General features: G+C 67.9%; 10 protein-coding genes and 1 pseudogene. 5 read left to right on the forward strand and 6 right to left on the reverse strand.

Translation table 11 applies throughout. The annotated features are described in order from the left end of the window. Positions 1-29: 29 nt before the first annotated feature. Complete coding sequence (locus A9X05_RS20285) at positions 30-1,301, reverse strand: DEAD/DEAH box helicase (RefSeq protein ID WP_067753848.1); 1,272 nt, start codon at positions 1,299-1,301, stop codon at positions 30-32. Positions 1,302-1,568: 267 nt separating this feature from the next. Continuing rightward, a complete protein-coding gene (locus A9X05_RS20290) occupies positions 1,569-2,459 on the reverse strand; it encodes a RecB family exonuclease (RefSeq protein ID WP_067783738.1) in 891 nt (296 codons plus the stop codon). Positions 2,460-2,532: 73 nt separating this feature from the next. On the opposite strand from A9X05_RS20290, the gene trmI reads away from it, so the two are divergent. Further along, positions 2,533-3,375 carry a tRNA (adenine(58)-N(1))-methyltransferase TrmI gene (gene trmI, locus A9X05_RS20295; protein ID WP_067753845.1) on the forward strand — a complete coding sequence of 281 codons (843 nt, stop codon included), beginning with the start codon at positions 2,533-2,535 and terminating at the stop codon, positions 3,373-3,375. Positions 3,376-3,383: 8 nt separating this feature from the next. On the opposite strand, the gene A9X05_RS20300 is transcribed toward trmI, so the two are convergent. Both A9X05_RS20300 and A9X05_RS20305 read right to left on the reverse strand, forming a co-directional pair. Then, positions 3,384-3,677, reverse strand: a complete 294-nt coding sequence (locus tag A9X05_RS20300; protein WP_067783723.1) for a DUF503 domain-containing protein — start codon at positions 3,675-3,677, stop codon at positions 3,384-3,386. 8 nt (positions 3,678-3,685) lie between these two features. Beyond that, positions 3,686-4,321 (reverse strand): hypothetical protein, encoded by a 636-nt coding sequence (locus A9X05_RS20305; protein ID WP_067783726.1) that lies wholly within the window; start codon positions 4,319-4,321, stop codon positions 3,686-3,688. A gap of 310 nt (positions 4,322-4,631) precedes the next feature. Between A9X05_RS20305 and arc the strand changes: the two genes are divergently transcribed. Then, the gene (gene arc, locus A9X05_RS20310) at positions 4,632-6,461 is read left to right on the forward strand and encodes a proteasome ATPase (protein ID WP_067783741.1); all 1,830 of its coding nucleotides are present in this window, start codon (positions 4,632-4,634) and stop codon (positions 6,459-6,461) included. Between the two features lie 140 nt (positions 6,462-6,601). Here the strand turns inward: arc and A9X05_RS20315 are convergent, their stop codons facing one another. Both A9X05_RS20315 and A9X05_RS20320 read right to left on the reverse strand, forming a co-directional pair. Beyond that, a complete protein-coding gene (locus A9X05_RS20315) occupies positions 6,602-7,246 on the reverse strand; it encodes a hypothetical protein (RefSeq protein ID WP_067753819.1) in 645 nt (214 codons plus the stop codon). Positions 7,247-7,255: 9 nt separating this feature from the next. Beyond that, entirely contained in the window at positions 7,256-8,446 is a 1,191-nt protein-coding gene (locus A9X05_RS20320) for a hypothetical protein (RefSeq protein WP_082950448.1), read from the reverse strand. A gap of 171 nt (positions 8,447-8,617) precedes the next feature. On the opposite strand from A9X05_RS20320, the pseudogene dop reads away from it, so the two are divergent. The 3 genes and pseudogenes from dop to prcB form a co-directional block, all read left to right on the forward strand. Continuing rightward, a pseudogene (dop, locus tag A9X05_RS20325) lies at positions 8,618-10,126 on the forward strand (pup deamidase/depupylase). Positions 10,127-10,242: 116 nt separating this feature from the next. Then, on the forward strand, positions 10,243-10,437 hold the full coding sequence (locus A9X05_RS20330; RefSeq protein ID WP_067753803.1) for a ubiquitin-like protein Pup: 195 nt from the start codon (positions 10,243-10,245) through the stop codon (positions 10,435-10,437). Then, the coding region (gene prcB, locus A9X05_RS20335) for a proteasome subunit beta (protein WP_067783729.1) at positions 10,434-11,100 on the forward strand (667 nt) is incomplete at its 3' end. The genes A9X05_RS20330 and prcB, both read left to right, overlap by 4 nt.

An 11,100-nucleotide genomic window follows, 5' to 3' on the forward strand; every position in this document is an offset into this window, starting at 1 on the left:
GGGTCGCCACCATTGGCTAGTGGCAGTCCCTACCGCGACGCCGGGGCGGGGCGACGCGAGCGGCGTCGCCTGTTGCGCGCCGCGCTCGCCCGGGGCGCACGAGTCGCCACCGGGGCCGGCGCGACGACCTCGCGTGGCGCCGGCTGGCCGGCCAGGGCGTGGATGACGGGGGAGGCCGCGGTTACCTGCTGGGGCACGGCGCGAATGGCAGCCTTGCGCATCATCGATTCGGCGTCCCGGCGTTGGTCGGGCAACACGATGGTGACCACGTCGCCGGAAGCGCCGGCGCGGGCCGTGCGGCCGGACCGGTGCAGGTAGGCCTTGTGCTCCGGCGGCGGGTCGACATGGACGACCAGCTCGATGTTGTCGACGTGCACGCCACGCGCGGCGATGTCCGTTGCCACAAGCACTCTCGCGTGACCGGCCGCGAACGCCGCCAGGTTTCGGTCGCGCACGTTCTGGGAAAGGTTGCCGTGCAACTCGACCGACGGGATGCCGGACTGCGTGAGTTGGCGGGCCAGCTTCCGGGCCTGATGCTTGGTCCGCATGAACAGGATTCGCCGGGATTCGCCCGAGGCCAACCGGTGCACCAGGTCCTTCTTGGCCTGGGGTCCGTCGACACAGAAGAGATGATGTGTCATCGCGGGAGTCACGGATGCCGGTTCGGCGACCGATCGCGTCACGGGGTCGCTGAGGAATCGCTTCACCAGGGTGTCGACCGCGGCATCGAGAGTGGCCGAGAACAGCATCCGCTGCCCGGCCGCCGGCGTGGCCGCCAAGATGCGGGTGACCGTGGGCAGGAAGCCCAGATCGGCCATGTGGTCGGCCTCGTCGATCACGGTCACCTGTACGGCGCTCAGCGTGACGATGCCCTGCTTCATCAGGTCGTCCAGCCGGCCCGGGCAGGCGACGACGATGTCGACGCCGGATTTCAGCGCCGCGGCCTGCCGGTGCTGCGGCACCCCGCCGAAGACGGTGGTCACGCGCAGACCCCGAACCGCGGCGAGCGGCGCGATGGTCGCGGCGATCTGCGTCGCGAGTTCGCGGGTGGGCGCCAACACCAGCCCGGTCGGCTTGCCCGGTCGGCGGTTACCCGCATCGAGTCGGCTCACCAGCGGGATCGAGAAGGCGAGCGTCTTGCCGCTACCGGTCTTGCCGCGGCCCAACACATCACGGCCGGCAAGCGTGTCCGGCAGGGTCTCGATCTGGATTGGGAACGGCCGGTGGGCGCCGCCCTTGGCGAGCGCGTCAACCAGCGGTGGGCTCACCCCGAGGTGCGCAAATGTTTTGTCTTCAAGCATGTTTCACTGTCCCTAAAGCGTCGGTGGTAGCGAGATTGCCCGTATGGCAACGTCGATCGCCGCGACTCGAGGCTGTGCGGAGCGCACCTAGTCATCTCGGACTCGGCGCCCCGCGGGGATCTGAGAGGAAATAACGAATCGATCACGACGTGCTGGCAAGCCATTTGGCGCCAACGTTGACAACAGCCTACCGCACTCGCCGATGAACTATTGCGTCCGGACGCTCAGGCCGCAATGACGCTCGTCACACCTACGGACGGGCTGCGATCACGCCGCCGGTTCGGTCGGCTGCGAAACGCCTTGTGACAGTGCGATATCCGGCCATCCGGGGTAGGTTGGCGGGGTTCCGCCGAACAACGGGCAGTACTGCTGGTGGGGGCACCAGTCACACAACCGCGACTGGCTGGGACGGAAATCGCCGGTCCGGCCTGCGGATTGGATGGCACGCCACATCGCCATCAGGGTCTTCTCGAAGCGCAGCAACTCGTCGTGGTCGGGCGAATAATCCAACACCTGCCCGTCCGCGAGGTAGATGAGCCGCAGCCGAGTGGGTGGTACGCCGCGCGTGCGCAGCAGGGCCACCGCGTAGAACTTCATCTGGAACATCGCCTTGAACTCGGCCAGGGCCCGCGCCGCCGGCGGGGCCTTGCCGGTCTTGTAATCGACCACCCGCGTCTCCCCGGTGGCGGCGAGGTCGATCCGGTCGATGAATCCGCGCAGCAGCGTGCCGTCGGCGAGCTCGACCTCCACGCGCTCCTCGCAGCACTGCGGATCGAAGCGCGTCGGGTCCTCTAGGCGGTAGTAGCCGGAGAGCAGCGCCCGAGCCTCGGCGATCAGCTGGCCGCGCTGCTCGGTATCGAAGTCGCCGGCCAGGTCGGGCGTCGCGGCGATCACCTGTTCCCAGGCGGGCTTGACCAGCGCCAGCGCGGTGTCGGGGCCGCGCTGCGCGGCGGGCAGCCCGTACAGCTGCTGCAGCGCCGCGTGCACCACCGAGCCGCGCAGTTGTGCGGCCGACGGCGCCTCGGGCAACCGATCGATCGCCCGGAACCGGTAGAGCAACGGACACTGCTTGAAGTCCGCCGCCCTCGACGGGGACAGCGCCGGTTTCGACGCCGGTCTTGCAGCCGGCCGCGCGAGTGCCTGCGGCTGGTCGGTCATGTCCGCAGCGTAGAACCGGGTGCCGACAACCCCGAGCACCGCCCGCGGCGAGTCGGCTGGCACGCTAGACGGCGTGTCCGCAACCGGCCCGTTCACCGTCGGGGAACGCGTCCAACTCACCGACGCCAAAGGCCGGCACTACACGATGGCGCTCACCCCCGGCGCGGAGTTCCATACCCATCGCGGCTCGATCGCACACGACGCGTTGATCGGGCAGGAGCAGGGCACTGTGGTCAAGTCCAGCAACGGTGCGCCCTTCCTGGTGCTGCGCCCGCTGCTGGTCGACTACATCATGTCGATGCCCCGCGGCCCGCAGGTCATCTATCCCAAGGACGCCGCGCAGATCGTGCACGAAGGCGACATCTTCCCGGGCGCGCGCGTGCTGGAGGCCGGGGCCGGATCGGGGGCGCTGACCTGCTCGCTGCTGCGTGCGGTCGGACCCGACGGGCGGGTGGTCTCCTACGAGCAGCGCGCCGACCACGCCGAGCACGCCCGCCGCAACGTCTCGGTGTTCTACGGCCGGCCGCCCGACAACTGGGAGCTGATCGTCAGCGACGTCGCCGACTCCGATTGGCCCGACGGCTCGTTCGACCGCGCCGTGCTCGACATGCTCGCGCCGTGGGAGGTGCTCGACGCAGTCGCCCGGCTGCTGATCCCCGGCGGCGTGCTGATGGTCTACGTCGCCACCGTGACCCAGCTGTCGCGGGTCGTCGAGGCCCTGCGTGCCCAGCAGTGCTGGACCGAACCCCGGTCGTGGGAGACGCTGCAACGCGGCTGGAACGTCGTCGGTCTGGCCGTTCGGCCGCAGCACTCCATGCGCGGGCATACCGCGTTCCTGGTCTTCACGCGACGGCTCGCGCCGGGCGTCGTCGCGCCGGCCCCGTTGGGGCGCAAACGCGAGGGCCGCGACGGCTGACCGGGGCCTCAATCGTCGCTGCGCTGCAGGCCCCGTCGCACCGACAGCAGCTCGAACTCGGGGTGCCCGGCCACCAGCCGTTCGGCCGCATCGAGGACGTCGACGGCATGGCTTCGGTCGCCGGACACCGTGGCCACGCCGATGCCGGCGCGCCGATACAGCTCGTGCGAACCCGTCTCGGCCGCCGACACGCTGAACTTGCGTTGCAGCTCGGCGACGACGGGGCGGATCACCGACCGCTTCTGTTTGAGCGACCGGACATCGCCGAGCAGCACGTCGAACTCGAGCCAGCCGATCCACATGCCGCGGGTCAACCGGGTGGGCTCGGCGTCGGGCCGGGCTCGGGCGGCGGCGCGGGAGCCGGGGCGGGTTGCGGCGCAGGTGCGGGCGCAGGGGCAGGCTCGGGAGGCGGTGCCGGGTTGGGCGGCGGTGTCGCGGGTGACTTGCCCAGTGCCAACAGCATTTCGGCGGTTCGCCGAGATAACTGCCAACCGCCTTGGAACGGCGTGAATTCCATCGGGAAGTGGAAGCTGGCGTTGGGCCGCTGGGCGGTGTTGACGTCGATGTTGGCCACCACGTTGCCGGGGGTCTTGTCGGACCAGGCGATGTCGTGCGCGACGAAGGTCATCGGCAGGTAGCCGTTGTCGCGCAACGCGTTGGTGAACTTGTCCAACGTGTCCGCGCTCTCGGGGGTGGCGCCTTCGACCAAAGTCACCTTGTTGATACCGGGTACGTTCGGGTCGGCGAGCCGGGTCAAGATGTCGGTAAGGGCTTCAGGCGTCGGCAGCGGGGTAGTCGGAGGTACGACAACCGTGCTCGACGTGGCGGGGGCCGCCGCGGGCATGGAGGAGGCGATGCGGGGTTGCTGATGCGACGAACATCCCGAAATCCCGACCGCCGCCAAGACGGTGACGGCGCTCACTGCTGCGGACAGGTGTCGGCGCATCCAGTCGATCAGGCCGGTCGGGGGGTCGGGGCGCTTCCCGAAGTGGGCGCCCGCCGCGCGGTCGGGCCAACGGGTGCAACTGAACTCACACTCGCGGTCGCCACGCCGACGTCGGCGGTGCCGGTAAAGCCTGTGGCGAGGCTTTTTGCGGTCACGGCGGCCCTTTCGATCAGCGAGATTAGTGGCCGAGATTACCAGCGAGACGAAAATCTTAACTTTTCGTGGGTATTTGACTCCGCACATCATTGGTCAATCGCCGGTAGCTTTGAAGTATCCACCGCGCCAATTCGGTGTGGGAAAGGAGCGCAACATGGGTGGCTCAGAGCGTTCTGAATCATTCGGTACCCCCCGCGAGTCAGGCATGTCCAGCGGCGATGCTGCCGAATTGGAAGAATTACGCCGCGAGGCAGCGTTGCTGCGCGAGCAACTCGAGCATGCAGCCGGGGCGCAAGGCGGCGCCCGCTCTGCGCGTGATGTGCATCAGCTCGAAGCCCGGATCGACTCGCTTGCGGCCCGCAACTCGAAGTTGATGGAGACGCTCAAAGAGGCGCGCCAGCAACTACTCGCGTTGCGTGAGGAAGTCGACCGGCTCGGGCAGCCGCCGAGTGGCTACGGCGTGTTGCTGGGCTCACACGAGGACGACACGGTCGACGTGTTCACCTCGGGTCGCAAGATGCGGCTGACGTGCTCGCCCAACATCGACGTCGGGTCGCTGCGGAAGGGTCAGACGGTCCGCCTCAACGAGGCGCTGACGGTCGTCGAGGCCGGCACCTACGAATCGGTCGGCGAGATCTCGACGTTGCGCGAACTGCTGGCAGACGGGCATCGGGCGTTGGTTGTCGGTCATGCCGACGAAGAACGCATCGTGTGGCTCGCCGAGCCGCTGGTGGCCGAGGACCTGCCGGAAGGGCATCCCGACGCGCTCAACGACGACACCAGGCCGCGCAAGTTGCGGCCCGGCGACTCGTTGCTGGTGGACACCAAGGCCGGCTACGCGTTCGAGCGCATTCCCAAGGCCGAGGTCGAAGACCTGGTGCTCGAAGAGGTGCCCGACGTCAGCTACTCCGACATCGGTGGTCTGACGCGCCAGATCGAGCAGATCCGCGACGCCGTGGAGCTGCCGTTCCTGCATAAGGAGCTGTATCGGGAGTACGCGCTGCGCCCGCCCAAGGGTGTGCTGCTGTACGGCCCGCCCGGTTGCGGTAAGACGCTGATCGCGAAGGCGGTGGCGAATTCGTTGGCCAAGAAGATGGCCGAGGTCCGTGGCGACGATGCGCGCGAGGCGAAGTCCTACTTCCTCAACATCAAGGGCCCCGAGCTGCTGAACAAGTTCGTCGGCGAGACCGAGCGCCACATCCGGCTGATCTTCCAGCGGGCCCGGGAGAAGGCGTCCGAGGGAACGCCCGTGATCGTGTTCTTCGACGAGATGGACTCGATCTTCCGCACCCGTGGTACCGGCGTCTCGTCGGACGTCGAGACCACCGTCGTCCCGCAGCTGCTGAGCGAGATCGACGGCGTCGAGGGCCTGGAGAACGTCATCGTGATCGGCGCCTCCAACCGCGAGGACATGATCGACCCCGCGATCCTGCGGCCCGGCCGTCTGGACGTGAAGATCAAGATCGAGCGTCCGGATGCCGAAGCGGCGCAAGACATCTTCTCGAAGTACCTGGTCGAGACCCTGCCGGTGCACGCCGACGACCTCGCCGAGTTCGGGGGCGACCGGTCGGCCTGCATCCACGCGATGATCGAAAAGGTCGTCGAGCGGATGTACGCCGAGATCGACGACAACCGGTTCCTGGAGGTCACCTACGCCAACGGTGACAAGGAAGTCATGTACTTCAAGGATTTCAACTCCGGGGCGATGATCCAGAACGTCGTCGACCGGGCGAAGAAGAACGCGATCAAGTCGGTGTTGGAGACCGGGCAACCGGGTCTGCGCATCCAGCACCTGCTCGACTCGATCGTCGACGAATTCGCCGAGAACGAGGACCTGCCCAACACCACCAACCCCGATGACTGGGCGCGGATTTCGGGCAAGAAGGGCGAGCGGATCGTCTACATCCGCACCCTGGTCACCGGCAAGAGCTCGAGCGCATCGCGGGCCATCGACACCGAATCCAACCTGGGCCAGTACCTGTAGGGCGCTAAGCCGCGCCGCGACTCAGACCACGCACACGCCGTGGTTTGAGTCGCGGCGCGCTTGCTCAGGGTTCGGGTCGCGGCGCCGCGACACTCAAAACGGCGCGCACGACACGCCGCGAGGGATGTGCGTGGCAGCCGTCAGTCGGTCACCAGCGAATAGCTGTTGGTCAGGTTGTCCTGCAGCACCTGGGCCGCCCGGGTCCGCGTGTCGACGCGCAGTTCGTCGGTGAGCACCCGCGGTTGGTAGCTCCACCCCGCCGGCAGGTCGAGCCGCTCGGCGAGCCCCGGCAGGTCCGCTTGCGACAGGTTGGGGTCGGCGACCTGGCTCAAGGTCTGCATCACCCAGTGCTGCCCTTGGGGGTCGATCAGCTCGTAGACCTGTTCACCGGCGTTGAAGACGAAGACCGTGTGCCGGTTGACCTTGTTCGGGATGTAAGGCGCCGGATTCATCGAAGAGAGCAGCACCGTGGCCTGCTGAATCATCTCGATACCGCCGAAAGTCTTCGTGATCTGAGGACCCTGGGCTTCCTTTTCGATGGCGTTCATCAGCCAGTACCGCGGACCGTTGAGCAGGGCTGCGGCCACGCCGTTTTCGGCGGCGATGGCGTGCGGGTCGAGCGCGGACCACAGCTCGGCGGGACAGTCGTTTAGCGGGAAGCTGTTGTAAACCGTTGCCTGCGGGCCGGCTTCGCCGGCGGTTACCAGGAGCACTTCGCCGTAGCGTTTTCCTGCCAGGTCGAGCGCGTGTTTGCCGACGGCACGGTCGGACTCGGGGGCGGACACACGGTGAAGTTAGTCACTACGGTCGGTGTCGTCAACAGCACCCGCGGTCGGCGCGACGGCGCCGCGGTAGCGGTTGCGGGCGATCAGCGTGGCATGCAGGTCACCGATCAGCGGATCCAGGAAGGTGGACCGATACTCGGCGTCGCCGGCCGCGCGGGCGCTGATGTACATGAAGGTAAGCGCGCCCAGGAAAAGGCTCATGTGCACCAGCGAGTCCGGGACCGGCAGCGTGAAGCCCAACACCGTCGCGGTGCTCTTGTAGGTGTGGGTCCATTCGTTGAGCAGTTCCGGGCTCAGCACGATCAGGCCGAGAATCAAATAGATGGTGGCCGTGACCACCGCCACCACCAGGATCTGTGCCAGCTGGGACGCGGCCAGAACGAACACCACGTTGAGGCGTTCGCTCTTCCTCAACGGCGTGCTGTCCGGGGCGTCCGGCATGGTCGCGAACGGCGTGCCCGCGAGGTGCTCGGCGTCTCCGGGCAAGGCCGCCGCCGACTTCAGCGTCGGTCGCACCCGCTCCACCGTGGCCGAGATGACGAACGCCGCCGCGATGGAGACCAGGAACGCCATCGCCAGCCCGAGCCGGTTCCCGCTGATCGTGGCGGCCATCAGCCAGACGTAGGTGTTGAAGAAGACCAACGCCGTCAGCAGCACGACCGGCAACGCCCGGACCGCCAGCGCGCCGACCATGGTGAAGTGCGACAGCATCATGCGGACCGCCCAGCCGACCACCGAACCGACGCCGAAGCCGGTCAGGATCAGCACGACGGCGATGACGGCGGCCTGCTGCGGCAGCTGCGCAGCGTCTCCCGTCGCCACGCCGACGGACACCACCACCACGACCGACGCCGTCGCTATCGTCGCGCGCGCCCGCCCGTTGCGCGATCGCGACACCAGCCAGCCGACGACCGCCATCAGCGGGAGGCTGAGGCCGACGACGACGAGCACGAGCAGCTCCGAAGTCGTTGGTGTGCCGGTGATTTCGACGTCGTGGCCGCCGGTGATCAGATACACCAGCAGGATGCAGGCCTGCAGCGCCGCGTACGCCGCGAGCACCGGCGCCGCGCGCGGCCAGAGCCGGCGCCACCGGGCGCGCCTCGTCAGTACGGACGGCAAACCCCGCGCCAGGAACCAGCTTTCAGCCGCGCCGTTCACCGGACCGCGGCGGCGCGGGGCGCGGCGCAGACTTAGGTCCATGGCGGCTCACCCTACGACGGGCGCCCCGCTCGCGCTGGTCGTTGAGCGACTAGGGCGGCCTTCTCAACGCCCCGCCGCGCGGGGCGCATCGTCGGCGGGCCTAGCCCGATTGCCCGCCTTCTCAACGCCCCGCCGCGCGGGGCGCATCGTCGGCGGGCCTACGCTTAGGCCATGCAACGGATTATCGGGACGGAGGTCGAGTACGGCATTTCATCGCCGTCGGACCCGACGGCCAACCCGATCCTCACTTCGACCCAGGCGGTGCTGGCCTATGCCGCCGCCGCCGGCATTCAGCGCGCCAAACGCACCCGCTGGGACTACGAGGTGGAATCACCGTTGCGGGACGCCCGCGGTTTTGATCTGAGCCGCTCGGCGGGCCCGCCTCCAGTGGTCGACGCCGACTAAGTCGGCGCGGCCAACATGATCCTGACCAACGGCGCGCGGCTCTACGTCGACCACGCCCACCCCGAATACTCGGCGCCCGAGTGCACCGACCCGCTGGACGCGGTGATCTGGGACAAGGCCGGCGAACGCGTCATGGAGGCCGCCGCCAGGCACGTCGCCAGCGTGCCCGGGGCCGCCAAGCTGCAGCTCTACAAGAACAACGTCGACGGCAAGGGCGCCTCCTACGGGTCGCACGAGAACTACCTGATGTCGCGGCAGACACCGTTTTCGTCGATCATCGCGGGACTGACCCCTTTCCTGGTATCCCGCCAGGTGGTGACCGGCTCCGGCCGGGTCGGCATCGGGCCCTCCGGCGACGAGCCCGGCTTCCAGCTGTCCCAGCGCTCCGATTACATCGAGGTCGAGGTCGGCCTCGAGACCACCCTCAAGCGCGGCATCATCAACACCCGCGACGAACCGCACGCCGACGCGGACCGATACCGCCGGCTGCACGTCATCATCGGCGACGCCAACCTCGCCGAGACGTCGACCTACCTCAAGCTGGGCACGACGGCGCTGGTGCTGGACTTGATCGAGGTCGGCCCGGAACACGGGATCGACCTGAGCGACCTGGTGCTGGCCCGGCCGGTGCACGCGGTCCATGCGATCAGCCGCGATCCGTCGCTGCGGGTCGCCGTGGCCCTTGCCGACGGGCGGGAATTGACCGGCCTTGCGTTGCAACGGATTTACCTGGATCGGGTGGCGAAGCTCGTCGACAGCCGCGACCCCGATCCCCGCGCGGCCGACATCGTGGAGACCTGGGCGCAGGTGCTCGACCAACTCGAGCGGGACCCGATGGAGTGCGCCGAGGTGCTCGACTGGCCCGCCAAGCTGCGCCTGCTCGAGGGTTTCCGTCAGCGAGAGAACCTGAGCTGGTCGGCGCCAAGGCTGCACCTCGTCGACCTGCAATATTCCGACGTCCGGCTGGACAAGGGCCTGTACAACCGGCTCGTCGCCCGCGGCTCGATGAAGCGGTTGGTCACCGAGCACCAGGTGCTGGAGGCGGTGGACAACCCGCCGACCGACACGCGCGCGTACTTCCGCGGTGAGTGCCTGCGCAGGTTCGGTGCCGACATCGCCGCGGCCAGCTGGGACTCGGTCATCTTCGACCTCGGCGGTGACTCGTTGGTGCGCATTCCGACGCTGGAGCCGCTGCGGGGCAGCAAGGCGCACGTCGGGGCGCTGCTGGACTCGGTGGATAGCGCCGCCGAACTGGTCGAACAACTCACCAGCTAAGCCGGTTAAACCGGGGAACGTCGGGGTTGACCGGTAGGGTAGAGATACCAGCGAGCAGTGTGGCTTAAAAGGCAAGCGAGCCGCTGAACAAGTTCAGATGAAGCAGGAGGCCGGCGATGGCTCAAGAGCAGACCAAGCGTGGCGGTGGTGGTGGCGACGACGACGATCTCGCCGACAGCACGGCCGCGGGCCAGGAGCGCCGCGAGAAGCTAGCCGAGGACACCGACGATCTGCTCGACGAGATCGACGACGTGCTCGAAGAGAACGCCGAAGATTTCGTCCGGGCATACGTCCAAAAGGGCGGACAGTGACCTGGCCCTTCTCCGATCGCCTGTCCACTAACTCCGCATTCCCGGGAACCCCCGCCGTAGACCTGTCGTCGTTTGCTGACTTCCTGCGCCGCCAAGCGCCGGAGCTGCTGCCGGCGAGCCTCGGTGGCGGTGCCCACGCCGATGGGGTGGGCTCGCAGCTGCCGCACGGCACCACCATCGTCGCCCTGAAGTTTCCCGGTGGCGTCGTCATCGCCGGGGACCGTCGCTCGACCCAGGGCAACATGATCGCCGGGCGCGACGTGAAAAAGGTCTATGTGACCGACGACTACACGGCGACCGGCATCGCGGGCACCGCGGCCATCGCCGTGGAGTTCGCCCGCCTCTACGCCGTCGAACTCGAGCACTACGAGAAGCTCGAAGGCGTGCCGCTCACGTTTGCCGGCAAGGTGAACCGACTGGCGATCATGGTGCGCGGAAACCTGGCCGCGGCGATGCAGGGCCTGGTGGCTCTGCCGCTGCTGGCGGGGTACGACATCGACGCGCCCGACCCCGAAGGCGCCGGCCGGATCGTCTCGTTCGACGCCGCCGGCGGCTGGAACCTGGAGGAAGAGGGTTATCAGTCGGTGGGGTCGGGCTCGATCTTCGCCAAGTCCTCCATAAAGAAGTTGTATTCGCGGGTCGTCGATGCCGATTCGGCGGTGC

The organism is Mycobacterium sp. E3298 (genome assembly GCF_001666895.1).
Classification (GTDB): domain Bacteria; phylum Actinomycetota; class Actinomycetes; order Mycobacteriales; family Mycobacteriaceae; genus Mycobacterium.

Excerpts from the sequence above, each read along its gene's own strand:
- A9X05_RS20285 (WP_067753848.1), bottom strand. The coding sequence starts at position 1,301 with ATGCTTGAAGACAAAACATTTGCGCACCTCGGGGTGAGCCCACCGCTG.
- A9X05_RS20290 (WP_067783738.1), bottom strand. The coding sequence starts at position 2,459 with ATGACCGACCAGCCGCAGGCACTCGCGCGGCCGGCTGCAAGACCGGCG.
- A9X05_RS20300 (WP_067783723.1), bottom strand. The coding sequence starts at position 3,677 with ATGTGGATCGGCTGGCTCGAGTTCGACGTGCTGCTCGGCGATGTCCGG.
- A9X05_RS20305 (WP_067783726.1), bottom strand. The coding sequence starts at position 4,321 with ATGCGCCGACACCTGTCCGCAGCAGTGAGCGCCGTCACCGTCTTGGCG.
- arc (WP_067783741.1), top strand. The coding sequence starts at position 4,632 with ATGGGTGGCTCAGAGCGTTCTGAATCATTCGGTACCCCCCGCGAGTCA.
- A9X05_RS20320 (WP_082950448.1), bottom strand. The coding sequence starts at position 8,446 with ATGGACCTAAGTCTGCGCCGCGCCCCGCGCCGCCGCGGTCCGGTGAAC.
- A9X05_RS20330 (WP_067753803.1), top strand. The coding sequence starts at position 10,243 with ATGGCTCAAGAGCAGACCAAGCGTGGCGGTGGTGGTGGCGACGACGAC.